At 73.4% G+C, this 23795-nt stretch carries 25 protein-coding genes; 10 read left to right on the top strand and 15 right to left on the bottom strand.

Annotated elements, in window-relative coordinates; translation table 11 throughout:
* Nucleotides 1–87 precede the first annotated feature (87 nt).
* Entirely contained in the window at nucleotides 88–1011 is a 924-nt protein-coding gene (locus ACZ49B_RS13300; protein WP_468304458.1) for an alpha/beta fold hydrolase, read from the top strand.
* 14 nt (nucleotides 1012–1025) lie between these two features.
* Here the strand turns inward: ACZ49B_RS13300 and ACZ49B_RS13295 are convergent, their stop codons facing one another.
* From ACZ49B_RS13295 to ACZ49B_RS13285, 3 genes are all read right to left on the bottom strand, one after another.
* Entirely contained in the window at nucleotides 1026–1616 is a 591-nt protein-coding gene (locus tag ACZ49B_RS13295; RefSeq protein ID WP_468304455.1) for an NIPSNAP family protein, read from the bottom strand.
* 68 nt (nucleotides 1617–1684) lie between these two features.
* Entirely contained in the window at nucleotides 1685–3331 is a 1647-nt protein-coding gene (locus ACZ49B_RS13290; protein ID WP_468304452.1) for an ABC transporter substrate-binding protein, read from the bottom strand.
* A 52-nt stretch (nucleotides 3332–3383) separates the two neighbouring features.
* Entirely contained in the window at nucleotides 3384–5501 is a 2118-nt protein-coding gene (locus ACZ49B_RS13285) for a hypothetical protein (RefSeq protein ID WP_468304449.1), read from the bottom strand.
* A 316-nt stretch (nucleotides 5502–5817) separates the two neighbouring features.
* On the opposite strand from ACZ49B_RS13285, the gene ACZ49B_RS13280 reads away from it, so the two are divergent.
* From ACZ49B_RS13280 to ACZ49B_RS13270, 3 genes are all read left to right on the top strand, one after another.
* Entirely contained in the window at nucleotides 5818–6177 is a 360-nt protein-coding gene (locus tag ACZ49B_RS13280) for a hypothetical protein (RefSeq protein ID WP_468304446.1), read from the top strand.
* A gap of 121 nt (nucleotides 6178–6298) precedes the next feature.
* Nucleotides 6299–7432 (top strand): site-2 protease family protein, encoded by a 1134-nt coding sequence (locus tag ACZ49B_RS13275; RefSeq protein ID WP_468304443.1) that lies wholly within the window; start codon nucleotides 6299–6301, stop codon nucleotides 7430–7432.
* Nucleotides 7433–7512: 80 nt separating this feature from the next.
* A complete protein-coding gene (locus tag ACZ49B_RS13270; RefSeq protein ID WP_468304440.1) occupies nucleotides 7513–8253 on the top strand; it encodes a PP2C family protein-serine/threonine phosphatase in 741 nt (246 codons plus the stop codon).
* 27 nt (nucleotides 8254–8280) lie between these two features.
* On the opposite strand, the gene ACZ49B_RS13265 is transcribed toward ACZ49B_RS13270, so the two are convergent.
* Nucleotides 8281–9090, bottom strand: a complete 810-nt coding sequence (locus ACZ49B_RS13265; protein ID WP_468304437.1) for a LysR family substrate-binding domain-containing protein — start codon at nucleotides 9088–9090, stop codon at nucleotides 8281–8283.
* Between the two features lie 58 nt (nucleotides 9091–9148).
* Here ACZ49B_RS13265 and ACZ49B_RS13260 point away from each other — a divergent pair, with 58 nt between their 5' ends.
* Both ACZ49B_RS13260 and ACZ49B_RS13255 read left to right on the top strand, forming a co-directional pair.
* Nucleotides 9149–9541: a DUF5997 family protein gene (locus ACZ49B_RS13260; protein WP_468304434.1), complete on the top strand. Its 393-nt coding sequence runs from the start codon at nucleotides 9149–9151 to the stop codon at nucleotides 9539–9541.
* 85 nt (nucleotides 9542–9626) lie between these two features.
* Nucleotides 9627–10346, top strand: coding sequence for a beta-glucanase (locus ACZ49B_RS13255; RefSeq protein WP_468304431.1), 720 nt, complete (start codon nucleotides 9627–9629; stop codon nucleotides 10344–10346).
* A gap of 48 nt (nucleotides 10347–10394) precedes the next feature.
* Here the strand turns inward: ACZ49B_RS13255 and ACZ49B_RS13250 are convergent, their stop codons facing one another.
* Both ACZ49B_RS13250 and ACZ49B_RS13245 read right to left on the bottom strand, forming a co-directional pair.
* The gene (locus tag ACZ49B_RS13250; protein ID WP_468304428.1) at nucleotides 10395–11075 is read right to left on the bottom strand and encodes a hemerythrin domain-containing protein; all 681 of its coding nucleotides are present in this window, start codon (nucleotides 11073–11075) and stop codon (nucleotides 10395–10397) included.
* A 109-nt stretch (nucleotides 11076–11184) separates the two neighbouring features.
* Nucleotides 11185–11940 (bottom strand): carbonic anhydrase, encoded by a 756-nt coding sequence (locus ACZ49B_RS13245; protein WP_468304425.1) that lies wholly within the window; start codon nucleotides 11938–11940, stop codon nucleotides 11185–11187.
* Nucleotides 11941–12108: 168 nt separating this feature from the next.
* On the opposite strand from ACZ49B_RS13245, the gene ACZ49B_RS13240 reads away from it, so the two are divergent.
* Nucleotides 12109–12615, top strand: a complete 507-nt coding sequence (locus ACZ49B_RS13240) for a GNAT family N-acetyltransferase (RefSeq protein WP_468304422.1) — start codon at nucleotides 12109–12111, stop codon at nucleotides 12613–12615.
* A gap of 72 nt (nucleotides 12616–12687) precedes the next feature.
* On the opposite strand, the gene ACZ49B_RS13235 is transcribed toward ACZ49B_RS13240, so the two are convergent.
* The 5 genes from ACZ49B_RS13235 to ACZ49B_RS13215 all read right to left on the bottom strand — a co-directional run bounded on the left by ACZ49B_RS13235 (nucleotide 12688) and on the right by ACZ49B_RS13215 (nucleotide 16924).
* Nucleotides 12688–12987 carry an SHOCT domain-containing protein gene (locus tag ACZ49B_RS13235; RefSeq protein WP_468304419.1) on the bottom strand — a complete coding sequence of 100 codons (300 nt, stop codon included), beginning with the start codon at nucleotides 12985–12987 and terminating at the stop codon, nucleotides 12688–12690.
* 128 nt (nucleotides 12988–13115) lie between these two features.
* The gene (locus ACZ49B_RS13230; protein WP_468304417.1) at nucleotides 13116–13781 is read right to left on the bottom strand and encodes a response regulator; all 666 of its coding nucleotides are present in this window, start codon (nucleotides 13779–13781) and stop codon (nucleotides 13116–13118) included.
* Nucleotides 13778–14884, bottom strand: a complete 1107-nt coding sequence (locus ACZ49B_RS13225) for a sensor histidine kinase (protein WP_468304414.1) — start codon at nucleotides 14882–14884, stop codon at nucleotides 13778–13780. Before ACZ49B_RS13225 ends, ACZ49B_RS13230 begins: the two co-directional genes overlap by 4 nt.
* Before the next feature lie 202 nt (nucleotides 14885–15086).
* Complete coding sequence (locus ACZ49B_RS13220; RefSeq protein ID WP_468304411.1) at nucleotides 15087–15959, bottom strand: serine hydrolase; 873 nt, start codon at nucleotides 15957–15959, stop codon at nucleotides 15087–15089.
* A complete protein-coding gene (locus ACZ49B_RS13215) occupies nucleotides 15956–16924 on the bottom strand; it encodes a LysR family transcriptional regulator (RefSeq protein WP_468304408.1) in 969 nt (322 codons plus the stop codon). The genes ACZ49B_RS13220 and ACZ49B_RS13215 overlap by 4 nt, the downstream gene beginning before the upstream one ends.
* An 85-nt stretch (nucleotides 16925–17009) precedes the next feature.
* On the opposite strand from ACZ49B_RS13215, the gene ACZ49B_RS13210 reads away from it, so the two are divergent.
* The 3 genes from ACZ49B_RS13210 to ACZ49B_RS13200 all read left to right on the top strand — a co-directional run bounded on the left by ACZ49B_RS13210 (nucleotide 17010) and on the right by ACZ49B_RS13200 (nucleotide 19721).
* Entirely contained in the window at nucleotides 17010–18050 is a 1041-nt protein-coding gene (locus ACZ49B_RS13210; protein ID WP_468304405.1) for a CE1 family esterase, read from the top strand.
* 112 nt (nucleotides 18051–18162) lie between these two features.
* On the top strand, nucleotides 18163–18921 hold the full coding sequence (locus ACZ49B_RS13205; RefSeq protein ID WP_468304402.1) for a 3-hydroxybutyrate dehydrogenase: 759 nt from the start codon (nucleotides 18163–18165) through the stop codon (nucleotides 18919–18921).
* Nucleotides 18922–19037: 116 nt separating this feature from the next.
* Nucleotides 19038–19721: an HAD family acid phosphatase gene (locus ACZ49B_RS13200; protein WP_468304400.1), complete on the top strand. Its 684-nt coding sequence runs from the start codon at nucleotides 19038–19040 to the stop codon at nucleotides 19719–19721.
* Between the two features lie 57 nt (nucleotides 19722–19778).
* Here ACZ49B_RS13200 and ACZ49B_RS13195 read toward each other — a convergent pair whose 3' ends face one another.
* The 4 genes from ACZ49B_RS13195 to ACZ49B_RS13180 form a co-directional block, all read right to left on the bottom strand.
* Nucleotides 19779–21017, bottom strand: coding sequence for a cytochrome P450 (locus ACZ49B_RS13195; RefSeq protein WP_468304397.1), 1239 nt, complete (start codon nucleotides 21015–21017; stop codon nucleotides 19779–19781).
* A gap of 215 nt (nucleotides 21018–21232) precedes the next feature.
* Nucleotides 21233–22624, bottom strand: coding sequence for an NAD(P)/FAD-dependent oxidoreductase (locus ACZ49B_RS13190; protein WP_468304395.1), 1392 nt, complete (start codon nucleotides 22622–22624; stop codon nucleotides 21233–21235).
* Entirely contained in the window at nucleotides 22617–22871 is a 255-nt protein-coding gene (locus ACZ49B_RS13185) for a ferredoxin (protein ID WP_468304868.1), read from the bottom strand. The genes ACZ49B_RS13190 and ACZ49B_RS13185 overlap by 8 nt, the downstream gene beginning before the upstream one ends.
* A 106-nt stretch (nucleotides 22872–22977) precedes the next feature.
* Nucleotides 22978–23610, bottom strand: coding sequence for a hypothetical protein (locus ACZ49B_RS13180; protein WP_468304392.1), 633 nt, complete (start codon nucleotides 23608–23610; stop codon nucleotides 22978–22980).
* Between the last annotated feature and the right edge of the window lie 185 nt (nucleotides 23611–23795).

Raw genomic sequence — 23795 nt, 5'->3', positions numbered from 1 at the left:
CGGTGTGACCGACCGGTCCCGGCGGTGGTGCACCACCGCTTGGCCGGAACTGGACCCCCGCGAGATCGCCGGCCCTACGATCTACTCATGAGTAACTTAAGCGAAGCGCGGGACGAGACGGGCGCGGGAACGGCGGTGGCCGAGGCGGCGCCCCGTCCCTCCAAGCCGGTCACCTTCGTCCTGGTCCACGGGTCGGGCAGCAACGCGTACGCCTGGTCCCCCGTACTGACCGAGTTGGGGCTGCGCGGGCGGCGCGCGGTCGCGGTCGATCTGCCCGGGCACGGCCCCGGCGCCTACTTCCCGCTCTCGTACCAGGCTCCGCAGGACCTCGAGCGGCTGCGTACGGAGCCCTCTCCCCTCGCCGGGAGGACGCTGGCCGACTCCGCCGAGCACGTGGCCGCGGTGGTGCGGCGGGCGCACCGCAACGGCCCGGTCGTCCTGGCCGGCCAGAGCCTGGGCGGGGTGACCCTCAACGCCGTGGCCAACCTGGTGCCGGAGCTGATCTCGCACCTCGTGTACGTCTCGGCCTTCTGCCCCACGAAGCGGGCCTCGGTGGTGGAGCTGATGAGCACCCCGGAGGCGGCCACGAGCTCCATGTACAAGATGACCCCCGTTCCCACGCCCCCGGAGCTGGGGGTCACCCGGGTCAACTGGCGGACCGGTGACCCGGCATTCATCCGGGTCGCCAAGGAGGCGCTGGCCGCCGACTACTCCGACACCGAGGTCCGGACCCTGCTCAACATCCTCGAGCCCGACGAGTCGGCCGCGATCGGGGTCTCCGACGCCCGGGGCCTGCCGCAGCAGTGGGGCCGGGTCCCGCGCACGTTCCTTCGGTTCACCGAGGACCGGACGATCCCGCCGGCGCTCCAGGACCTGATGATCCGGGAGGCCGACGAGACGACCCCGCGCAACCGCTTCCGCGTACGGTCCCTGGCCGCCCCGCACATCGGCCCGCGCGACCCCGCGGTGCTGGCGGACGAACTGGAGCAGGTGGCCCGGCTCTGCCACTGAGCCGGCGGCGAGGATCAGGCGACCGGCGCGAGCCTCAGGTGCTGCGGCGGGCGTGTCAGGTGTGCGGAGAGGTCGGGGAGGGGCGGCGCCTCCCCGGCCGTGAACCAGAGCAGGACGTCCTCGCCGGTGCGCACGGGCAGCGCGGGGAAGGTGTTCCGGGCGTGCTCCGTGCGGTGGACCGCCGTCGGAGCGGGGCCGGCGGCGGCCAGCCGGGGGCGCAGGCTCTGCTCGAAGTGGGCGGCGAAGGACGGGGTTGCCGGGTGGCAGATGGTCACCGTGACCTGGCCGGCGCCGGCCGGGGCGGGGAAGCCCGGACCGCGCAGCAGCAGGACGTCGTCCGAGTCGGCCATGGTCGCGTTGGCCCGGTCGCGGTGCTCCTGCCAGACGGGGCCCTCGTAGAAGGCGCGCAGCGAGCGGACGCGCCGCTCCATGTCCGGGAAGGCGCGCAGCCAGACGAAACGGTCCGGGTCGTCCAGGTCCCGGAAACGTCCGCCGACGGTGATGCCCGCCGCTTCCTGCCCGGTGACGAACTCCCGCTCGAAGAGCGCGATCAGGGTGTCCCGGGCGCCGGGGTGCAAGGTGTACTGCCTGAGTTCGACGATCATTGCCGCAGGCTAGGACCGGTCCACTGACACCTCCTGTCAGTGGACCGGGTTCCGTGGCCGCCGCCTCGTCAGCAGCCCGGGGCCCCAGTGCCGCCGCGCTGGGGCAGGCTCAGGTTGGGGGCGGAACTCGGCCAGGTGAGGGTGACCGTCTTCGTCGTCCCGTCCGGGTTGAGCTGGACGATGGGAGCGGGCTTGCCGACCGGGTTGCCGTCGGCGCCGAACGAGAGCCAGCCGCTCGCCCCCGGGAGCATCTGCGCGCAGTAGAACTGGTGCAGGATGCCGGTCTCCAGCCCCGGGTTCTTCAGGCCCGCCTCGTCGTGGCGGGCCGCGCTGATCGCGGCGACGGCGGCGTCGTGCGTGAGCATCGCCTGGCCGCTGGCCAGGTCCGCCGGGTCGAAGGCCAGGGGTGCCGTGCCGGACTGCGTGGTGGCCAGGGGCTGCTTCGTGCACGGGTCGGGGCGCCCTGTGAACGCCGACCAGAACTGGTCGTAGTTGCGCTTGGCGTCCGATCCGGGGCATTCGGTGCCCCACTCGTCCGGACTGGCCAGGCCCGTGTACGCGACCGTCACCCGGCCGGAGGCGACGCCCTTGAGGACGGCGTCGTCGCGGATGGCCTCGGAGGCGTCGTCCCCGACCAGGATGCGCAGCTGCGGGATGCCGCAGGGCGCGCCCTGCACCCAGTTCTGCACGAACGCCCCGAGGTCGCGGCCGCGTCCGGCGAAGTACACGACGGACGGTGCGGCCTGGCACAGGTTGGCGTGCATCAGGTTGAACTGCTGGATCAGGTAGTCCTGGCGGCCCGCGCCGCTCGGGAGGCTGCGGGGCGAGGTGTACGGGAGCACCGTCACCGTGCGGTCCGGCGCCTGGAAGCGCGTCTTGGCCTCCGCCGCCAGCGTGGCCGTGTAGTCGTCGTCGGCGACGCTGTCGGCCACCACGGCGAGCGAGGTCACGGCCGGGCGCAGCCCCGACACGTACTGGTTGGCCGCGATCACGGAGTCGGAGTTGGTGGGCGAGACCCGGAACAGGTCGGGGATCGTCCGCTTGCCGGCCGGGTCCGCGGGGTCCAGGTTCATCGAATTGCCGGTCACCGTCGAGCCGATGACGGGGATGTGCAGCCGGGCGGAGATGGCCGCGGCGGCCTGCCGGGTCTGCTCGGTGCTCTGGCCCAGGCCGACGACCGCCGAGATGTGCTCGGCCGCGGCGTTCTTCTTGACGCTGGCGACCGCCTGCTGCCAGGACCCGTACTGGCTGCCCATGTTGGCCAAGTACAGCTTCACGCCGGGTGTACTGCCGTACGCGGCCGTGTTGTTGGCACGCCATACGGCGGCTATCGCGCCCTCGATGTTGTGGTAGAGCGATTCGTAGGTCAGCGTGTCCACGTCTTCGACGGGCGAGAGGTTCAGCATCAGCACCACGCTGGTGGAGTTCCCCTGCACCGCCTCGTTGGCGGTGCGGATCGTGTCCTCCAGCTTGCGCATGCGCGCGGGTTCGCCCTTGGTGAAGGGCGTGCTGTCGAGGTTCACGCCGACGCACGCCAACGGCGTGCCGGCGGCGGTCATTCCGGGACCGCACGACAGCGCGGGCGGGAACAGCACGCCGTAGCCCCATGTGCCGCCGAACACGGCACCGGCCAGGAGCAGGAGGGCGGCCGTCAGCGAGAGCACGGGATGGCGGCGCAGCCGGCCGAGCCGTGGGTTGCGTACACCTGCGGGCATGAGGACTCCTTGCGGTGCGCCCGCGCCACGCCGGCGGCGTGGCGCGGAGGGGTCAGGCGAACAGCGCGCCCGCCTGCTGGAGGGCGCTGACGTCGAGCAGACGGGAGTTGTGCGCGAGCCGTTCGAAGCCCTCTTCGATTTGGGCGTCCCAGCGACGGCTGCGCTCGGTGAGGGGGTCGTTGTACAGCCACAGCAGGGCCAGCAGCTTGGCCGTGGCGACCGCCACGACGTCCCGGCCGGTCTGCTCGATCCCGGCGAGGAGCAGCGCGTACGACTCCGGCGCGGGCAGCTCGTGGACCAGACGGCACGGCGCCGACGCCAGGTAGTCCAGAAGGCGCACCCATGCGCGGTGGTCCCGGTCGAACCGGTCGGCGAGCGCCTCGGCCACGGGGGCGAACTTGCCCAGGGCCAGGTCGTAGAAGAGCTGCTGTTCCTCGCGTGCGGAGCCCGAGCCGTTGTGGGCGGCGGCGAGGGAGGCCAGGGCCCGGGCCTGGCGGGTGAACACGTCGTGCCACGGGTCGGCGGGCCGCTCCCCCTCCGCTGCCGCGGCGGGATCTGCGGCAGGGGCGGCGGCCGAGAGGGCGGTGAGCGCGCAGCGGCTGAGCCAGGGATGCAGTACGGGGGGCCCGTCCGCATCGCCCCAGCCGACCTCCCGGATCCGGGAGGGGCGGTGGAAGAAGGTGCTGACCCACAGGTGGCGGCGTAACAGCTCGAGGCTGCGCGGCAGGTCCGCCATGTCCGGCGGCACGCGGGGGTCGTCGGCGGTGCGCATGTCGGCCAGGTAGGCGGCCGCCAGGAGGACGGGCGGCGGGTTGGTCCCACCCGGGGCGGGTGCGGCGAGCCCCTCGGGCAGGGCGGTCTCCAGGGCCCGCGACCACAGCGGTCTTCCGCTCGCGTCGAGCGCGGCGGGCAGGGGTCTTTCCGGTACGCCGCTCTCCGCGTCCGGCGGTGTGCTCTCGCGCTGCTCCTGCAGGGCGATGGCCGCGCCCCAGTGGCCGCCGGTGAGGGCGTGGACGACGGACGCCGGAACGGGTGCGGCGAGGAGCGCGGCGTCGTCGGTGAGGTACGAGACCCGCTCCTGCGACATCGGATCGAGCCAGACGGGATACCAGTAGTGCGCCGCCGAGGCGGGGTCCGGTCCGGCGCCGGCCTCGTCCTGCCGGGTCCAGCGCGTCCGGGTGGCCCGGCTGAGGAGGGGGACGCGGCGCTGCGGGGTGTCCGGCAGCGGGGTGGTGCGCCAGGGCTCGCACCAGCGGGTGGTCCACTCCGGCTGCCACTGGTCGCAGGCGGCGAGGACGACGAGCGGGTCGGCTGCCGACCCGGAGCCCGGCTCGTTCTGCTCGTTGCGTATGCGGGCCGCGACGAGTGCGGCGAGGAACCGGCGGCCGGCCGGGGTCTGGGCGCCGTCCACGAAGAGGACCCACGCGTGGTCGTGCCGGGCGGCCCGCCCGGCGTATTCCTCCGGCAGCTCGCAGGAGCACTCGGACCGCAGCGCCGGGTGCCGTTCCGCCTGGTCCCTGGCGTCGGCGAGGAACGCGGCCAGCAGCGGCCCGACCGCTGCCGACCGGGAGGCGGAACTCAGTCTGATCAGCGCGTCGAGGGAGCCCGCGGCCTCGGCCTCCGGGATGCCGACGTGCCAGCGCAGTGCATCGCGCAGGCCCCAGCGCGCGGTGCTCTGCAGCAGCGATCCGATCACCGGCCGGGCCCGTTCCCGTACGGTCGTGGCCACTTCGCGCGCCTGCCCCTGCACCAGCGGGCTGAGCGCCCCGGTGACCACGACGTCGACCGTGGCGTCCACGGCCTCCTCCAGCCGGACGGCGAACCGGCCGCGGCGGGTGTTGCGCGTGTACTGGTGGATCAGGCCTTTGATCTGGTCCGTTGCCCGGGAGCGGTCCGCCTCGAGGTTCTCGTTGAGGGCCAGCAGCCCGAGGGCGAACCGGTGGAAGACGGGGCTGCGGCGCAGCGTGTCCCAGCCGCGCATCATCTGGAAGGCCACCAGGGCGGCGGCGGACACCGGGTCGAGCGGGTTCTCGTGGAAATCGAGGTGGGCGTGGACCACCGTGGAGCCGCACCCCTGGGACAGGGAGCGGAGCATGGTGGTCTTGCCCGACTGCCGGGGCCCGAGCAGCGCCACCACGGGCTGCCGCTGGTCCGGATACCGCCAGATCATGTGCCGAAGAAAAGCGTCGGTCCCCTCCGCATGGCCGAGCTCCGCCGTTGCGCTCACCATTCCCCCGCCCCCCAACCGAAAGTGCGACGCACGCGCCGACGGAACGGAAGGTAACACCAGGAGGACGCGGAGCGACGGTGAATACCGCGGATCACCCTCCCGGAATTCCGGGACCGGACCCGGATCTTGTGGCGATCCTGCGGTCGATCTTCAACGGATATTCTGCGTCCATGCAGGCGGAGCCAGAACGCCTGGAAAGCAGAAGCAACACCCGACGTGCCGGGCCGCACCGCGCGCGGCAGGAGATGGAGTCCCGATGGACGTGCAGCACTTCGAGCGGATCACCGCATTCATCGAGGCGCGCCTCACCCCGCTGTTCGACGAGGCCACCGGCAGCGAGCGCGGCTTCGCGATGGACGACACCTCCCGCGCGCTGCGCGCACTGCGCAACGCGGTGCTGGAGGCCTCGGCGGTCAAGGGGCTCCTCGAGAAGCGGGCGGAGGCCGAGCCGGCGCTGCGCCGGGTCATCGACCAGTCGGTGGAGCACCACTGGGACGTGCTGCGCGGGATCGCCCGCCAGTGGGAGGACCACACCGACTTCGTGCGCGAGTTCAAGCGCCACGCCTGGGAGCTCGACGAGGCCCTGGCCGCTCCGGCCGCCGCCACGGAGGGCTGAGCCCCGCCGGGTGCCCCCCTGCCGTCCGCGTCCGCGGGCCGGGGCGGCACCCGGCGCGGGTCCGCCGCCCCCGGAGTGACAATGGGGGTGTCAATCGCTGCCGAGCCGGCAGGAGACGAAGATGAACGGCTCGGTCCCCATCGGACGTGTCGTCGGGGTGCCGCTGCGCATGCACTGGAGCGTGCCGCTGCTGGTGGTGCTCTTCGCGTACGGGCTCGGCCGCCAGACCCTCCCCGTGTGGACTCCGGGGCGCTCGAACGCCGTCTACACCGCTGCCAGTGTCGTGGGCGCCCTGCTGCTCATGGGCAGCCTGCTGCTGCACGAGACGGCGCACGCCGCGACCGCCCGCAGGAAGAAGATCTCCGTCGAGGACGTCACCCTGTGGGCGCTGGGCGGGATGACCAGGATGGGCCGGCCGCAGACCGCCGCGGCGGCCTTCGTGGTGGCGGTGAGCGGGCCGCTCATCAGTCTGGTGCTCGGCGGCGCCGCCCTCGGCGCTGGGATCGGGCTGCACGCCCTGCTCGGCTGGGCGGTGCCCGCAGCCGTCCTGGTGTGGCTCGGCTGGACGAACCTGTTCCTCGGCGTCTTCAACCTGCTGCCGGCCGCGCCGCTCGACGGCGGGCGGGTGCTGCAGGCGCTGCTGTGGTGGCGTACGGGCGACAGGGAGCGGGCGGAGCGGGCGGCCTCGCGCAGCGGGCAGGTCATGGGCCTGCTGCTGACGGCCGTGGGCTGGGTCTCCTTCCTGCGCGGGTCGTCGAGCGGGCTGTGGCTGGTCTTCATCGGGCTCTTCATCGCGTTCGTCGCGGGCGCCGAGCGCCAGCGCTCCGTGCTGCGTACGGGGCTGCAGGGCGTGCGCGTGGCCGATGCCATGTCCAGCCCGGTGGCGGCCGGCGCCGACTGGCTGAGCGTGCGGCAGTTCATCGACGAGGTGGCCGTGGAATCCCGGCATTCCACACTGCCGCTGCTCGATTTCGACGGCCGCCCCAGCGGGGTGGTGCACGTGCGCGGGCTGGCCCGGATCCAAGATGCGCAGCGGGACGCGTTGCGCGCCCGTGACGTCGCGACCCCGCTGGCGCAGTGCGCGGTCGCCGCCCCGGACGATCTGCTGGTCGAGACCCTGGACGGGCTGCGCCCGGGGACCGGGCTGCCGGTCCTGGTGGTGGACGGGGGCCGGCTGGTGGGGATCGTCACCGCGAAGGACATCAGCCGGCTCGTGCAGCGGCAGACCCTGCGCGGCGGCCGGGAGCCCGAGTGACGGTGGGCCCCGCGGGCGGCGGCGCCGACGGTCCGGCTCCGAGGGCGGCTTCGGGTGCGGGGCGCGACAATGGGGGTGCGATGACGTACATAGCCGTGAGCGCGTTGAGCCATGCCGGGCTGGTGCGGGACCACAACGAGGACAGCCTCGTCGTCGGGCCGTGGACGCTGTGCGCCGGTGTGACCCGCAATCCGCAGACCCTCGTGTTCCCGATGGGCTCGCCGCTCGTCGTGGCGGTCGCCGACGGGATCGGCGGACAGCCGGCGGGCGAGGTGGCGAGCGCGCTGGTCGCACGCCAACTCGCGATGCTCGGGCCCTCCTTGGACAGCGAGGGAGCCGTCCGCGAGGCGCTCGTCCTGTGCAACCAGGCGGTGTACGCGGCCGCCGACAGCGATCCGCAGCTGGCCACGATGGGCACCACGGTCGCGGGCGCCGTCATACTGGAGGACTCGCTGATCTCCTTCAACGTCGGCGACAGCAGGGTGTTCGACGCCACCGCGGAGGAGCTCCGGCAGCTGAGCGTGGACGACAATCCGCCGCTGGAACCGGGGCAGCGCACCACGTCCCTGCTGACCCAGGCGCTCGGCGGCGCCCGCCGGCGCAGCGCGATCACGCCCCACGTCTCGACGGAGCCGCTGTCCGCAGGAGCCCGCTACCTGGTGTGCTCGGACGGGCTGACGGACCCGGTGCCGCCCGAGGAGCTCGACGAGCTGCTGCGGGTGCACGACGACGGCAAGGCCGCGTTCGAGCTGTGGAAGGCCGCCATCGACGCCGGCGGCCCCGACAACATCACGCTCGCGCTGGTCAGGATCGGCGCATAGCGACCCGTGCGGGCCGGCGGGCGGGGGTTACGGCCGGCGGCGGGGCTTGCCGCCCTTGCTGCTCTTGCCGCCCTTGGCCCCGCCCTTCGCTCCGCCGGAGCCACCGGAGGCGCCGCGCGGGTTCTTGCCGCCCGACTTCCCGGCCGTGGGCTTGCGCCCCGCGCCGGCCGCTTCGGGGCGCTTGCGCTGCTTCGGCTGCGGCGGGGTCGGGCCGCCGCGGCCGCGCGTGCTGTTGACGGTCCGGCCGCGCACGATCCCGATGAACTCCTCGACCAGGTCGGTGGGTTCGCCGTCCGGGAACGACAGTGCGACCCGGGACTCGGGGGCGTCCGTGACCGTCCGGTACGTGAGGTCCTTGCGGTGGTGCAGCCGCGCGAGGGACTGCGGGACGACGAGGACGCCGATCCCGGCCGCCACCAGCTCGATCGCGTCCGCCGTCGTGGCGGGGCGCTCGAGCGCGGGCCGCCCGGGCAGGCTCTCCCAGTCCAGGGTGTCGTCGAGGGGGTGCAGCACGATCTCGTCGGCGAGGTCCTCCGTGGACACCTCCTCCACGGCGGCCACGATGTGGTCCTTCGGGATCACGACGACCGTGGTCTCGGTGTAGAGGGGGATCGCTGCCAGACCCGTCCGGTCGATCGGCAGCCGCACGAACCCGGCGTCGGCGTCGCTGCCCCGGAGCATGTCGGGGGCTTCGGCGGCGGACACCTGGAGGAGGGTCAGCGGAACGTCGGGCAGGCGCTCGTTCCAGATCCGCACCCACTTGCTGGGCGTCACTCCCGGGACGTACGCGAGCCGGAACGCAGGAGATGTTGAAGGAGATGCTTCCGAGCCTGTCACCCGGCCAGATTACCGGCCGTGGTCAGAAGTAGCGCACACGCTCGATACCCTTGACCCCATGACGTCGCACAAGACCACCCAGACCATGAAGCCCGCCACCGCGGCGAAGAAGCTGGGTGTGTACCTCGAAGCCACCCCCGCTGAGTTCCAGGAGGGTGTCGTGACCCGCAGCGAGCTCAACGCGCTGCAGGCCGAGCCGCCCCAGTGGCTGCAGGATCTGCGACGCACCGGCCCGCACCCCCGGCCGGTGGTCGCGGCCAAGCTCGGCGTCTCGATCGCCGGTCTCGCGCGCGGCGGGGTCACCGAGGCCCTCACCACGGAGCAGATCGACGCGCTGAAGCAGGAGAACCCGGAGTGGCTCCAGAAGGAGCGCTCGACCCAGGCCGAGGTCCGCAAGGAAGCGGTCCGCATCAAGGAGAAGCACGCGGAGCGCGCCGAGCGGGCCAAGTAGTCCGACTCCTGACCGGCGTGCGCCGCGGGCGCCGCCGGTGCCCCGAAGTGCCCCGTCCCGGGGCAATCGGGTAAAGATCACCGGAATGCGGACGGCGCGCCGCGGGCAGAGCTGCGGAGTGATCTCGCAACTCCTCGCCAAGTTCCGGCGCCCCGGCGCACTCGTCTTCTCTGCCGACTTCGGCTCGACGTCCCGGTGGGTCGCCGGACGGTCCTGGGCCTATCCCGACGGCGGTCCGGTCAATCCGGGCGACAGCAAACTCGATCACCTGACCGACGATCCCGCCTACAGCCGCAGCGGGACCTTCCGCGCCACCCGGCGGCCGGACGGCAACTGGGACACCGGCCTGCTCACCACCGAGGGCAGCGACGAGGGGTTCCAGCTGCGCGCGGAGGACGTGCTGGAAGCCCGCGTCAGACTGCCGGAGGCGGCCGGCGCCTGGCCCGCGATCTGGACCTGGCGGGACGGCGGCCAGGAGGTCGACGTCTTCGAGTACCACCCCGACAACCCGGACCTCCTGGAACTCTCCAACCACGTCCGGGGCGGCGGATCGCACTACTTCCGCGACGCCGCCGTGCAGCCCGGCGCGTGGGTCGACCTCAAGGTCAAGTTCGGAGCGAACTCGGTCGTCTGGTGGGTGAACGGCACGCGCGCGTTCGCCGACCGCAGCGGGGTGGGCCGGCGCTGGCGGGCGTACGTCATCGTGAACCTGTCGGTGAGCGCGGGCCGCTACCACCCGGCGCCCGACCCGGCCGTCTCCGAGATGTCGTACGAGGTCTCGGACCTGCGCGTGTACCGCTCCTAGGCCGTTCTTCCGGATCACGCCTGACCCGCGTGATCCGAAGGAGACCCCCTAGCCGTGTCCCACCGCCGCCGCCAGGCGCTCTTCCAGCCGTCGGAAGTTGCGCTCCCCGACGGCGTGCCAGATCACCCGGGGCGCCAGCGGCAGATGCGCCATGATCAGGATCTGTTCCCCGGGGTCCGTGTCCTTGAGGATCATTCCGAGGACGGTGAGCAGCTTGCTCTTGGGTACGGCGGCGACGGCCGCGTCGCCGATCTCGTCCCACTCCGTCTGCGACACCAGTTCCGGGACGAGCGGCAGCGCCTCGCCTTCCTCCTGGTCGAAGTGCTCCTCCACGGCCTGCGACACCTGCTCGAGCACGGCGGCCAGCTCCTCTCCCCGGGCGCTCGCCCCGCCGGCCGTCCACGGCCCGAGCAGGGCGTCCGCCCGTGCGAGGCGGGCCGCCAGGTCGGCGTGCCGGCCCTGCATCCGCTTCCACAACTCGCCGTGCCCGGGTGCGCGTTCGGCCAGCTTGGGCCACAGCAGCCGGTCCTCGCCCTCGTGGTGGTGGTGCAGGGTGTCCAGCAGCAGCGCCTGCCGGTCGGCGACGAGCCTGACCTGCGCGCGGCTCCCGTGGCGCACCCCGCGCACCCGGCCCGCCGCCGCCCGGAACTCGCGCCGGAACATCCGGTGGACCACCACCATGTCGTGTGTGGTGATCGGTTTCCCCTGGTTCTCCATCGACGTCGACATCGCCCATGACCCCCGTCCTGGTGGGTGTACCGGGTTACAGCGTGGGCTCCGGCCGGTCCTCTCCACCAGGGGCGCACGACGGCGCTCCAGCGCCCCCGGGGAGCCCGGTCTACACCAGGGCGCTGACCCTCTGGTCGCGGAGGTCGTAGCGGGCGGCGACGACGGCCAGCTTGCCGGTGGCTATGCGGCGGGCGATGTCGGGTTCGGCGGCGAGCCGGTCGCGGGTGCGCCGGGCATGCGCGTCGATGGTGGCGGCGATACGGGCCTCGCCCTGCCGGCCGTGGTCGATGGAGGGCCGGATCTGGTCGGCCAGGTACTGGATGTGCGCGGGCAGCTGCTCGCCGGTCTCGTCGGCGTGGACGGCGGCGCCGACCGCGCCGCAGGACTGGTGGCCGAGGACCGTCACCAGCGGGATCTCCAGTTCCAGGACCCCGTACGCAATGCTGCCGAGCACGGCTTCGTCGAGCACCTCGCCCGCGGAGCGCACGGTCAGGAGGTCGCCGAGCCCCTGGTCGAAGACGAGCTCCGGGGGGACACGGGAGTCGACGCAGCCGAGGACGATCGCGAAGGGGTGCTGGGACCGGGTGAGTTGGAGCCGGACGGACGGCGACTCGTGCGGGTGCTCCTGGTGGTACGTGCGCCAGCGCCGGTTCCCGGCGGTCAGCCGGCGCAGGGCCTCCTCCGGGGAGACGGGCCTCCCCGCGGTCTCCGGCGCGGCGGGTGCGGGAGCAGGAGCGGCGGAGGCGGGGAAGGCGGAACCGAGGGTGAGGACGGATCCCACGGCCGCGGAGCCCGCCACGGCAGCGCGGAGCAGGCCGCGACGGCTGGGCGAAGGGGCGTGGGCTGTCTGCGTGTTCGAATACATCGCGGGACGGTAACCCGGGGTCCGGGCCACCCGGCCGGGCGAGGGGAGGAATGGCGGGATGCCCACCGGGATCCGGCCGAAACGAGCCGCGCCGAGATGGGCGTCTCAGCCTGTGGATGGGCCAGCCCCGACGGGGTCGGCGCACGCCCGGCGGGGACAATGGGCGCCATGCGTATTCGAGCAGTGCTCATCGATGAACTGCCCCTCCTCCAGGCCATCGAGAGGGCGGCCGGGGAATGCTTCCGCGGCATCGGCATGCCGGAGATCGCCGACGACGAACCGCTGCCGCTCGACGAACTCGCGCGCTACCAGCGGGCCGGACTGGCCTGGGTCGCGGTCACGGAGGCCGATGCTCCGCTGGCTTACCTCATCGCAGACCGCGTCGACGGCAACCTCCACGTCGAGCAGGTCTCCGTGCATCCGGACGGTGCGCGCCGCCGGATGGGCCGGGCGCTGCTGGAACATCTGGCGGTCCGGGCGGCAGCCGAGTCCATACCGGCGCTGACCCTCACCACGTTCGAGGACGTCCCCTGGAACGCCCCGTACTACGCCCGCTGCGGCTTCGAGCGGCTCGCCGACGGGGAGCTCAGCCCCGGCCTGAAGGACATCCGCGACCGCGAAGCGGAACACGGCCTGGACCGCTGGCCGCGGATCTGCATGCGCCGGGTGCTGTGAGCGCGGGACGGGGTGGAGGTCCGCGGGTGTGCGGACCTCCACCCCGTCGCGCTTGCGCCACGGACGGCGCGGTCAGACGGGGCCGCCCTTGCCGTCGAGGCGGGTGCGGCCGAACTGTTCGTCGAGGACCGACAGCCGACGCCAGTACTCGTCCTCGTCGATCTCGCCGGTGGCGAACCGGCGGCCCAGGATCGCGATCGGCGAGTTCTCGCCGTACGAGCCCCGGGTCGCGGCCCACGGTCCGCGCGGGCCGCGGCCGCCGCGCCACACCGTACGGCGCAGGACCGTGACGACGCCGAAGACGACGGCCGCCCAGATCAGCGGGACGAACAGGATCCACGGGCCGGGCCCGTCGTACGCCAGGGTGTTCATCTCGGTTCAGCTCCTCGGAAGGGGTTGTCTCGTCACTTCCGAGACTCGCCCCGGGAGGGTGCCCGGGTCGTCGTACGGCCGGCGGCAGTCCGGGTACGACCGCGGGAGTAGCCACCGCGGGAGTGGCTTCAGCCGAGCCAGCCGGGCCGGACCAGCCCCGACTCGTACGCCAGCACCACCAGCTGGGCCCGGTCCCGGGCGCCGAGCTTGATCATGGTCCGGCTGACGTGCGTCTTCGCGGTCAGCGGGCTGACCACCAGCCGGCGGGCGATCTCCTCGTTGGACAGACCGAGGCCCACCAGGGCCATCACCTCGCGCTCCCGCTCGGTCAGCCGCTCCAGCTCCGCCGCAGCCTCGGGCGCCTTCGACCGGGCCGCGAACTCCGCGATCAGCCGGCGCGTGACCCCGGGTGAGAGCAGCGCGTCGCCCGCCACGACGGCCCGTACGGCACGCAGCAGTTCCTCCGGTTCCGTGTCCTTGACCAGGAAGCCGGACGCGCCGGAGCGGATCGCCTCGAAGACGTACTCGTCGAGCTCGAAGGTGGTCAGCATGACCACCCTCACCGCGGTCAGGCCCGGGTCCCCGGTGATCGTGCCGGTGGCGGCCAAGCCGTCGAGCACCGGCATGCGGATGTCCATCAGGGCGACGTCCGGGCGCAGTTCGCGCGCCAGCCGCACGGCCTCCTCCCCGTCGGCTGCCTCGCCCGCCACCTCGATGTCCGGTTGTGCGTCGAGCAGCGCGCGGAAGCCGGCCCGTACGAGTGCCTGGTCGTCGGCGAGCAGTACGCGGATCACGGGTCCTCCTCGGTTCCCAGCGGGAGCCGGGCCAGTACCCGGAAGCCGCCGTCAGGCCGGGGTCCGGCCTCGATGGTGCCGCCCTGCCCGGCGGCCCGCTCGCGCATCCCGATCAGGCCGGTGCCGCTGCCGCCGGCGTCGCCGCCGGTGGCGGGCCCGTCGTCGTCCACGCGCAGTTCGAGCGCGCCGGGCGGCCGGGCGATGCGGATCCTGGCGGTCCGGGAGCCCGAGTGGCGCACCACGTTCGTGAGCGCCTCCTGCAGGATCCGGAACGCGGCGAGGTCCGTGCCCGGGGACAGCCCCCGGCCCGCGGCCTCGCCCTCCACCGAGACGGTGAGCCCGGCCGAGGCCGCCTGGTCGACCAGTTCGGAGAGCCGGTCGAGTCCGGGGGCCGGCGTGCGGGGTGCCTCGCCGGGGGCGCGCAGGGTGTTCAGGACCTGCCGGACCTCGCCGAGCGCCTCCTTGCTGGCCGCCTTGATGGTGGTGAGCGCCGTACGGGCCTGCTCGGGGTCCGTGTCGAGCAGGGCCAGGCCCACGCCCGCCTGCACGTTGATCACGGAGATGCTGTGGGCGAGTACGTCGTGCAGCTCGCGGGCGATCCGCAGCCGCTCCTCGTCCACCCGGCGCCGCTCGGCAGCCTTCCGCTCGGCCCGGTCCCGGGCCCACTGCTCCCGGCGTACGCGGACCACCTCGGAGGCGGCGAGTACGGCGATCGCCCAGGCGGTGACGCCGCCCTCGGTCCCCCACGGCGCCGGGCCGTCGCCGGGCGGGGGCAGCCAGCGGTACAGCCAGTGTCCGATGAGCAGATGGCCGGCCCACAGGGCTCCCACCGCGCCCCAGGCGGCATGGCGGTGTCCGGCGACGACGGCGGCGAAGCAGGCCAGGGCGACGCTGATGAAGACGGGGCCGTACGGGTATCCGCCGGCGAGGTAGGCCAGCGTGACCGCGCAGACGCCGTAGACGACGGGCACCGGGTACCGGTGCCGCAGGATCAGCAGGGCAGGGCCGAGGAGCAGCAGGAACCGGCCGATCGCGCCGACCGGCTCCCGGTCGGGCTGGAGGTGGTGGACCCAGCCGGTGGCCGCCTGCGCGAAGACGGCCACGAGCAGCGAGGACCTTCAGGGCAGCCGCCCGGCGCCCGTGCGCTCCGCCCAGTACTCCCGCCGCCGCTCCGCCATGCGGCCACGCTAGACCGCCGGGCCCGCCGGCGTCGTCCGCCGGGCGGGCCGATCGGGCGTACTCCCTGCGGAGTACGTGCGCCTCGTGCGGCCGGGCCCGGCGGCCCGGCGCCGGTCCCCGGATCGGCTACCTCGCGCGCAGGGCGTCGACGGCGATGCGGGCGGTGGCCCCGATCACGGCGTCGGCCGCGGGGAGGGTGGCCGCGGGGTTGGCGGCCCGGGTGAAGACGGCGACGGCGTAGCGGCCGCCGTCGGGGTATTCGATGACACCGACCTCGTTGCGCACGGTCGGCAGGCTGCCGGTCTTCCCGGCGACGTGGACGTCGTCGAAGGGGAATCCCGCGGCCATCCGGTGGGGCCACACCTGGAGTCCGAGCAGTCGGCGGATCGCGGCGCCGTGTTCGGGGATGCAGGCCTCGTCGCGCCACACGGCGGCGAGCAGCCGGGTCATGTCGCGGGGCGTGCTGCGGTTGCCGTGGGCCGGGTCGATGGCGCGGAGCCGGGCGATGACCTGCGGATCGGCGAGGGCCCGGGCGCCGGCGGGTCCCGCGTCCTCCCGGACGGTGGCGAAGAGCGAGCGGAAGGTGTGGACGGCGAAGGTACGGTTGAGGCCGAGCCGGGCCATGGCCTCGTTGACGCCGTCGATGCCTATGCGCGCGAGGAGCAGGTCCGCGGCGGCGTTGTCGCTGACGGCCGTCATCAGGTACGCGGCGTCGCGCAGGGACATGCGTACGGGATCCAGCATCGCGGCCAGTCCGGTGGGGCCTGCGGTGCGGTCGCCCGGCGGACACTCGACCTGTTCGGCGAGGTCCACCCGGCCGGCCGCGGCATGCTGGTGGAGGGCGACGAGCAGGCAGAGCTTGTGCACGCTGGCGGTGACGACCGGGTGGTCCGCGCCGGCATCGATCCCCGCACCGGAATCGATGTCCACGGCGTGCAGCCGGCCGGTGACGCCGGCTTCGGCGAAGGCTGCGCGGATGCGGTGGAGGGTGTGGTTCACAGCCAGTACTCCGCTGCCGGGCGCAGGTGGAGCGGCCGTTCGGGTACGTCGGCGGTCACCGCCGCAGTGTTCCACAGGGCGCGCGTGGTCGCTTCGGTGAAGGCGCCGACGGCGGCGTCGCCACGGCCCTGCGGCCATGCGACGCTGTGGCGCCAGGCGAGCGGGGAGCCGGCGAGGGGCCGCCAGACGATGTCCGCGTACGGGGCCGCGGCATCGGCCGCCCCGGTGTCGCGCGGGGCGAAGGCCACGGCGTTCGCGGAGAGGACGAGACCGCGGACGAAGCTCGGGCCGCGGCCCTGCCGGACGGTGGCGGGGGTGTAGCCGCCCCGGGCGCAGGTGTTCAGTACGTCGTCGTGCAGGGCGGGGGCCTCGGCGCGCGGGAAGAGGACCAGGCCGTATCCGGTGAGCGCGGCGAGGGGGACCTCGTCCAGTGCGGCGGCCGGGGCCTCGCGGGGCAGCAGCACGCCGAGTTCGCGGCGCAGCACCGGCCCGAGCTCCAGCCCGGCGAGGTCGCAGGGGTGCCGGACCAACCCGACGTCCAGCTCGCGGGAGGCGAACCGGGCCAGCTGCTCGGCGGTGGACAACTCGTGCAGCTCCAGCTCCACGCCGGGGTGGTGCTGCCGGAAGGCGGCCAGGATCGCGGCGATCGACTCGCCGGCGAGATCCGGCGGCAGTGCGGCGCGCAGGAGTCCGCTCTCGCCGTCCCGGATGCGGCGGGCGGTGGCCGCGAGGGCGTCCGCACGGGCGAGCAGCAGGCGGGCGTCCTCCAGCAGCATCGTGCCGGCCGCGGTGATCGTCACCTGGCGGCTGGTGCGTTCGAAGAGCCGCACGCCGAGCTCGCGCTCCAGGCGCTGGATGCGCTGGGACAGGGGTGGTTGAGCCATGCCGAGCAGCTCGGCGGCACGGCCGAAATGTCTTTCTTCTGCAACAGCCACGAAGCACTGCAGATGCCGGATCAGGTCCACGGCCAGCAATGATATCGAAGATTGATCGATCCCAGATCAATATGGATCTTGGACGGGGAACGGGCGTCGGTGGTGTGCTCCCGCCATGTCCCCGAACTCCTCGACCTCGAACCCCTCGACCTCGTTGCCGTCCGCCCACCGCCCCCGGCACACCGCGCGCACCGCCGCCCTGGCCCTCGGCCTCGCGCTGGCCGCCGCACTCACCGGCTGCACGGCGGGCTCGCGGCCGCCCGCGGCCGCCGGGCCGACCGCGAGCGTGAACGCGTCCGCATCCGCGTCCGCGTCCGCATCCGCCGTCGACAGCCGGGAGCGGCTGACCGTCGACGGCGGCACCCGGGAGTACCTGATGCACCGCCCCGCCGCGGACGGCGGCGGACCGCGGCCGCTCCTCATCGCCTTCCACGGGCGCGGCGCCGACGCCGAGAACCTGCGGAAGCAGAGCGGCCTGGACCGGGCCGCCGAGGCCCGCGGCATGCTCCTCGTGTACCCCGAGGCCCTGGGCAAGGGCTGGGGCGCCGGCACGGCTCCCACCTCGCAGCGGCCGGATCCGGACGCCGATGTCCGGTTCACCGAGGCGCTGGTCGCCGAGCTCGTGCGCACCGGCCGGGCCGACCCGCACCAGGTCTACGTCGCCGGATTCTCCAACGGCGGCTCCATGGCGTTGCGGATGGCCGCGCAGCGTCCGGACCTGGTCGCCGGCGCGGCCTCGGTCTCCGGTCAACTCCCCACCGGGGCCGCCGCCGTGAAGCCCACCGGGCCGGTGCCCGTACTGATCGTCTACGGGGCCGAGGACCCCGTACGGCCCCTGGCCGGCCTGCCCAGCCCCGGACCGGCCGGCCCCGGGGAGGAACCCGTCACTGCGACCGTCTCCGCCCGGGCGAGCGCGGAGGCGTTCGCTGCCGCAGGCGGGGCCGGGGGTCCCACCGAGGAGGGCAAGCCCGGCTACGACTCCGTCACCTGGCAGCCCGGCCCCGCGGGGGCGACCGTACGGCTGCTCGTCCTGCACGGCGCGGGCCACACCTGGCCCGGCTCGGCCGTTGCGCCGCCCGCGGGCTTCGGCCCCGTCAGCACCGCACTGGACGCGAGCAGCACGCTGCTCGACTTCCTTTCCACCGGGCGGCGTTGACGCCTGCCGTCAGCTGAGGGCGACGCACATGGCGGCGAGCACCACACCTGGGCCTCCGAGTCTGGTGTGCGCCGCCATGGGCGCGGCTGCCCGCCCTCCCTACTGTTCAGCCATGACGAGCCAACTTCCTTTCCTGCGGGAGCGCGTCGCACTGGTGACCGGCGGCGGCAGCGGCATCGGCCGGGCCTGCGCGATCGCCCTGGCCGAGGCGGGCGCCACCGTGCACGTGGCCGACATGGGCGAGGAGTCGGCCCGGAGCGTCGCCGCACAGGTCGGAGGGCAGGCGCACGTCGTCGACCTCGCCGACCCGGCCGCGATCGAGGGGCTGCCCACCGCGGTGGACGTCCTGGTCAACAGCGCGGGCCTGCAACACGTCGCCCCCATCACGGACTTCCCGGCCGAGCGCTTCGCCCGGATCCAGCAGGTGATGGTCACCGCGCCGTTCCTGCTGCTGCGCCACGTGCTGCCGCACATGTACGCGGCCGGCTGGGGCCGGGTGGTCAACATCTCCAGCGTCCACGGGCTGCGCGCCAGCGCCTACAAGTCCGCCTACGTCGCCGCCAAGCACGGCCTGGAGGGGCTCAGCAAGGTCACTGCGCTCGAGAGCGCCCCGTACGGCGTGACCAGCAACTGCATCAGCCCCGGCTACGTGCGCACGCCCCTGGTCGAGGCGCAGATCGAGCAGCAGGCCGCCGCGCACGGCATCGGCCCCGGCGACGTGCTGTCCGAGGTGCTGCTCACCCGGTCCGCGATCAAGCGCCTCATCGAGCCCGAGGAGGTCGCGGCGGCGGCGGTGTGGCTGTGCGGGCCCCATGCCGGCTACCTGACCGGCGCCTCGCTCCCCCTCGACGGGGGGTGGACCGCCACGTGAACCGGGACGGCCACCAAAATTTAACTACCGGTCAGTAGACAGGAGGCGGCAACCATGCGGATTCTGGCCCCGTACATGCCAATTCAGCCAATGAAGCCCCTGAGGAGCGCCCCCACATGCTCAGCACCCGCGCCCGCTTCCGCACGCTCGGAACCGCCACCGGCACGGCCGCAGCCACCGCCGTCCTGATGCTGGCCCCCGTCGCCTCCGCCCAGACCGCCCCGGTCCCCACCCCGGCCCCGGCTGCCGCCCCGGCCGCGGCGACGGCCTCCGCTCCCGGCGGCAACGCACTCATCCTCGGAATCGACTACGGCAAGTGGAAGCGCGATGTCTCCACCGTCATGGCCACGGCCCGCCCGTACGTCGAACAGCGCATCGCCCGGTCGCCCGCCGGTGAGAAGCCCGCGATCGTCCTCGACATCGACAACTCCTCGCTGGAGACGGACTTCCACTGGTTCTGGACGTTCCCGACCCCGGCGATCTCCGAGGTCCGCGACCTGACCCGGTACGCCAACGAGCGCGGTGTGGCCATCATCTTCGTCACCGCCCGCCCGGGGATCATCCAGTCCCTCACCGAGCACAACCTCGAGGCGGTCGGCTACCCCGTCTCGGACCTGTACGTCCGCGACCTGCCCGACCTCTTCAGCGAGGTCAGCACCTACAAGACGGCCAAGCGCGCCGAGATCGAGGCCCGCGGCTACACGATCATCGCCAACATCGGCAACAACAACAGCGACCTGGTCGGCGGCCACGCGGAGCGCACCTTCAAGCTGCCGGACTACGACGGCAAGCTCTCCTAGTCCGGACCACCGCCGCCGGCCGCCTCTGCGCAGGCGGCCGGACTCCGGTCCGCTGCCTCAGGGGCGGATCCCGTCGCAGGTGACCTGCAGGTGGCGCGGGCCGCGCAGGACCGCGTTCTGCCGGTACGGCGGCGGGTCCTCGACCAGGCGCGGGTTCTCCAGGCGGCGGGCCAGCTCGCTCAGCGCGAGCTGCGCCTCCAGCCTGGCCAGCGGGGCGCCGAAGCAGCTGTGGATGCCGCTGCCGAGGCCCAGGTGCTGGATGTCCTTGCGGTAGGGGTCGAAGCGGTCCGGGTTCTCGAAGCGGTCCGGGTCCCGGTTGCCGGAGGCGAGGATCAGCCACATCGAGGAGCCCTTGGGAATGGTCACCCCGCGGACCTCGATGTCGACGAGCGGGGTGCGCTGCGGCAGCAGCTGCACCGGTGGCTCGAAGCGCAGCAGCTCCTCCACCATCGGCACCGCGAGCCCGGGCGTCTCGCGCAGCTGCTTCAGTGCGTCCGGGTTGCGCAGCAGCGTGAGCATCCCGTTGGTGATCAGGTTGACGGTGGTCTCGTGGCCCGCGATGAGCAGCAGGGCGGCCGTACTGAGCAGCTCCATCGTGCTCATCGACTCGTCCTGGCCGTGCCCGACGGCCAGTTGGGAGAGCATGTCGTCCCCGGGGTTCTTGCGGCGCTCCTCGATCAGCCCGGCCAGGTACATGCCCAGTTCCATCCGGGCGTCGTGGGTGATCTTGTCGCGCTCCTTCGGGTCGGCGCCCGGGTCGGGGTCCAGGCTCGCGGCCAGGGTGTCGGCCCAGACGTGGAAGCGCGGCTCGTCCTCGCGCGGCACACCGAGCAGCCGGCAGATCATGGTGACGGGGAACGGGTAGGCGAACTGGTCGACCAGGTCGATCCGGGCCGGGTCGCCGAGGTTGTCGATGAGACCGGTGACGATGGCCTTCAGGTCGTCGCGCATGCCGTCGATGCGGTGCGGGGAGTGCGGCGGCCCGAAGGGGCGGTTGGTCATCCGGCGCAGCCGGTCGTGCTCCGGGGGGTCCAGCTTCAGGAAGCTCGGCGGCAGGGCCGCGGCCCCCTCGTCCTCGCTCTCGGCCAGCGGATCCCCGGCCGTCGCGGCCAGGTTGCGGGCCTCGGAGCTGAGCCGCGGGTCGTGCAGCAGGCTCTGGATGTCGTGGTACCTGCTGATGACGTACGGGCCGTCCCCGTCGTGGAACACCGGGGTCTTGCGCAGCTCCTCGTACAGCGGGTACGGGTTCGCTCGGTTGGAGTAGTCGAGGATGTCGCTCAGGATGCCTTGCTTCATGCCGGGTCCTCCGGAGGGCGGGCGGGTTAGGGGGACGCCCCCTAGGGGGTGTCGTCTAAGTAGCGTCGTCCGCCCGTGAGGGCGGGGCCGGCGGGGTCTGGTGCGTGTGAGCGCAAGGCGGAGGAGGGAGGCGACGCTCGCGTCGTCGACCGACGACAACGCGGCGAGCGCGCGTGCCGGGCCCCACCGGCCAGACGGGACTTTGACGACGCCCCCTAGTGCCCGGCGGGGGTGAACGTCATCCGCCGGTCGGCCGGCGAATATCCGCTGAGGGTGATGGTCGGCCCGTGCGTGGGCACGGACGGGTCGGGGAAGTCCGCGGGGAGGGGCTTTTGCCCTTCGGGGCGGCGGTCGACCGTGGGGAACGGCGGCGGGAAGGGCGCCGTGGCCTCGATCTGCTGCTCGTAGAACTGCAGCCAGCGGGAGTTGTCGAAGGTGACCGCCCCGATGACGCGGCCCTGGTAGCCGTAGACGCCGGTGAAGCGGCGCTCGGCGCGCGAACCCTGCGCGATCAGGATCTCGGTCCCCATCGAGGGCACGCCGACCGACTTGATGTTCACCCCGAACTGGGTGGACCAGAATGCCGGCACCCAGAGGTGGGGGCGGCGCTCGGTGCTCTCGCTGAGCATGTTGTGGGCCGCGGTCTCGGCCTGGGAGACGGCGTTGCCCCAGTGCTCCAGCGACAGGAACTGGTAGCCGAACAGCGGGTGCGGGGAGCGGGCGACGTCGCCCGCCACGAAGATGTCGTCGGTGACGATGCCGCGGATGTCGAAGGCCCGGCAGCCCGCGTCGCAGGCGATGCCCCGGGGGCCTGCGCCGAGCCCGGAGCCGGTCAGCCACTCGGTGTTGCGCTGGGCGCCGAGCGAGACGACCACGACGTCGCACTCCAGGGACGTGTCGTCGGAGAAGTGCGCGGCGCGGACCCGTCCGGTGGAGTCGCCTTCGAGGCCGGTGACCATGACGCCGGTGCGCAGGTCGACGCCGTTCTCCCGCTGCATCTCGGCGGCGACCGCGCCGATGACCCCGCCCAGCGCGCCGACGAGGGGCGCGTCGCCGCGTTCGGCGACGGTGACCTCGAGTCCGCGTTCGCGGCAGGCGGAGGCGATCTCGGAACCGGTGAACCCGGCGCCGATGACCAGGACCCGGCGGGGGCCGGCGTCGAGCCGCCGGGCCAGCGCCGCGCCGTCGTCGCGGGTCCGCAGGACGAACACGCCGTCGAGCTCCGCCTCGGCCGGGTTCGGCCAGGGCCGGGCCCGTACGCCGGTGGCGATCAGCAGCCGGTCGTAGGGCACCTCGTCGCCGTCGGCCAGCTTGACCCGCTTGGCCGCCATGTCCAGTCCGCTGGCCGGTACGCCGAGGCGCCACTCCGCGTCGATCTCGCGGCGGCGGGGCAGCGCGGTGCGCTCGGCAGCGCCCTTGCCGAGCAGGGCCTGCTTCGACAGGGGCGGGCGGTCGTACGGTTCGTACGGCTCGTCGCCGATCATGGTCAGTGAGCCCTTGAAGCCCTTGTCACGCAGGGTCTCGGCGCCGCGCAGACCGGCGAGCGAGGCGCCGACGACGACGATCCGGCCGTCCGCCTTGAGCCGGTCCAGAGCTGCCTCAGCCATGGGATGCCTCCCCGCTGCCGGCGCCGGGAGCGGCACCGGGTGCGGCCGCGGCCATGTCCAGTTCGTCCACGAGGATGGCCTGGACGGGACATGCGGCGACCGCCTGGGCCAGCCGCTCGCGGTGGGCGTCCTCCGCCTGCGGGTCGTAGAGCAGGCCCTCGTCTCCGTGCATCGCGAAGACGTCGGGCGCGAGGAAGGCGCACTGCGCGTATCCCTGGCACCGGTTGAGATCGACGACAAGCCTCAGCAAGGTCCGGTCCTTTCGTTGGCCCCTCCGACTCCCGGCCAGCGTGCGGTGCGCGGACCGGGAAGGCCCGTCCGGCAAGGCCATTGGAGTGACGGCCGGGCAGTGTTCACGGGGTGCGGCGGGCGGCGCGCAGGATGTACAGGCTCAGGAGCAGGGCCCAGCCCGGGAAGACGAGCTCGCACCAGGGCAGGTTGGAGCCGACCACCAGCAGGAGCAGCCCCGCCACGGTCCCGACCATGACCAGCGGCCTGGGGAAGACCCCGAGCTTGCGTCCGATGGTCGAGGTCGCGAGGACGAAGACGGCGGCCATCCGCATCCCGTACGTCGTGAGCAGCGTGTACGCGAAATGCCGGCCGAAGCCCGTGGGGTCTTCGGCGTCGAGCACGGTCCCGGCCGCCGCGACGGCGCCGAAGAGGCAGGCGACGAAGACCAGTCCGCTGCCCAGGAAGACGGTGGCGATGAACCGGTCCTCGGCGTCCCCGGTGTGCTGGCGCAGCGCGCCCATGAACCACAGGAACGCGATCCCGGCGAACGGGACGAGCTCCATCGCCCACTGCAGCTCCCCCCGCCGGCCCGGGGCGATCTCCACCTGGTCGCCGCCGCCCCCTTCGGGCAGCGCGAGCCGTGCGAGCACCATCGCCGCGGCGAGCAGGACGGCGAAGACGACCCCGGCCAGGCCTGCGGCCTTGGGAGTGCTCAGGTTCTGTTCCCGGGTCGTCCCCGATGCTCCCTGTGTCATGGCACCAGCAAGCCGCCCGCCGGGCCCGCGTGCCAGCGGGACGGCGCGGTCGGGTGACGCAGCGGTACGGGGCCTGCGGGATCCGGGGCGGGGGGGGGGGGGGGGGGGGGGGGGCCCCCCCACCTCTTTCCCCCCCCCCCCCTGACGGGGGTGGGTCGACCGGGCGGGAGGGTGCTGCTCCCCCC

The organism is Streptomyces sp. NPDC031132 (assembly GCF_055570595.1).
Note: the sequence above shows the minus strand (reverse complement) of the source record. Positions and strands in the feature narration are given on the sequence as shown.

What these genes read in the sequence shown, in the direction of transcription:
- ACZ49B_RS13275 (WP_468304443.1), top strand. Translation starts at nt 6,299, where the DNA reads ATGAACGGCTCGGTCCCCATCGGACGTGTCGTCGGGGTGCCGCTGCGC.
- ACZ49B_RS13250 (WP_468304428.1), bottom strand. Translation starts at nt 11,075, where the DNA reads ATGTCGACGTCGATGGAGAACCAGGGGAAACCGATCACCACACACGAC.
- ACZ49B_RS13290 (WP_468304452.1), bottom strand. Translation starts at nt 3,331, where the DNA reads ATGCCCGCAGGTGTACGCAACCCACGGCTCGGCCGGCTGCGCCGCCAT.
- ACZ49B_RS13200 (WP_468304400.1), top strand. Translation starts at nt 19,038, where the DNA reads ATGCTCAGCACCCGCGCCCGCTTCCGCACGCTCGGAACCGCCACCGGC.
- ACZ49B_RS13235 (WP_468304419.1), bottom strand. Translation starts at nt 12,987, where the DNA reads ATGAACACCCTGGCGTACGACGGGCCCGGCCCGTGGATCCTGTTCGTC.
- ACZ49B_RS13260 (WP_468304434.1), top strand. Translation starts at nt 9,149, where the DNA reads ATGACGTCGCACAAGACCACCCAGACCATGAAGCCCGCCACCGCGGCG.
- ACZ49B_RS13270 (WP_468304440.1), top strand. Translation starts at nt 7,513, where the DNA reads ATGACGTACATAGCCGTGAGCGCGTTGAGCCATGCCGGGCTGGTGCGG.
- ACZ49B_RS13245 (WP_468304425.1), bottom strand. Translation starts at nt 11,940, where the DNA reads ATGTATTCGAACACGCAGACAGCCCACGCCCCTTCGCCCAGCCGTCGC.
- ACZ49B_RS13195 (WP_468304397.1), bottom strand. Translation starts at nt 21,017, where the DNA reads ATGAAGCAAGGCATCCTGAGCGACATCCTCGACTACTCCAACCGAGCG.
- ACZ49B_RS13205 (WP_468304402.1), top strand. Translation starts at nt 18,163, where the DNA reads ATGACGAGCCAACTTCCTTTCCTGCGGGAGCGCGTCGCACTGGTGACC.
- ACZ49B_RS13295 (WP_468304455.1), bottom strand. Translation starts at nt 1,616, where the DNA reads ATGATCGTCGAACTCAGGCAGTACACCTTGCACCCCGGCGCCCGGGAC.
- ACZ49B_RS13255 (WP_468304431.1), top strand. Translation starts at nt 9,627, where the DNA reads ATGCGGACGGCGCGCCGCGGGCAGAGCTGCGGAGTGATCTCGCAACTC.
- ACZ49B_RS13280 (WP_468304446.1), top strand. Translation starts at nt 5,818, where the DNA reads ATGGACGTGCAGCACTTCGAGCGGATCACCGCATTCATCGAGGCGCGC.
- ACZ49B_RS13180 (WP_468304392.1), bottom strand. Translation starts at nt 23,610, where the DNA reads ATGACACAGGGAGCATCGGGGACGACCCGGGAACAGAACCTGAGCACT.
- ACZ49B_RS13210 (WP_468304405.1), top strand. Translation starts at nt 17,010, where the DNA reads ATGTCCCCGAACTCCTCGACCTCGAACCCCTCGACCTCGTTGCCGTCC.
- ACZ49B_RS13285 (WP_468304449.1), bottom strand. Translation starts at nt 5,501, where the DNA reads ATGATCTGGCGGTATCCGGACCAGCGGCAGCCCGTGGTGGCGCTGCTC.
- ACZ49B_RS13190 (WP_468304395.1), bottom strand. Translation starts at nt 22,624, where the DNA reads ATGGCTGAGGCAGCTCTGGACCGGCTCAAGGCGGACGGCCGGATCGTC.
- ACZ49B_RS13300 (WP_468304458.1), top strand. Translation starts at nt 88, where the DNA reads ATGAGTAACTTAAGCGAAGCGCGGGACGAGACGGGCGCGGGAACGGCG.
- ACZ49B_RS13240 (WP_468304422.1), top strand. Translation starts at nt 12,109, where the DNA reads ATGCGTATTCGAGCAGTGCTCATCGATGAACTGCCCCTCCTCCAGGCC.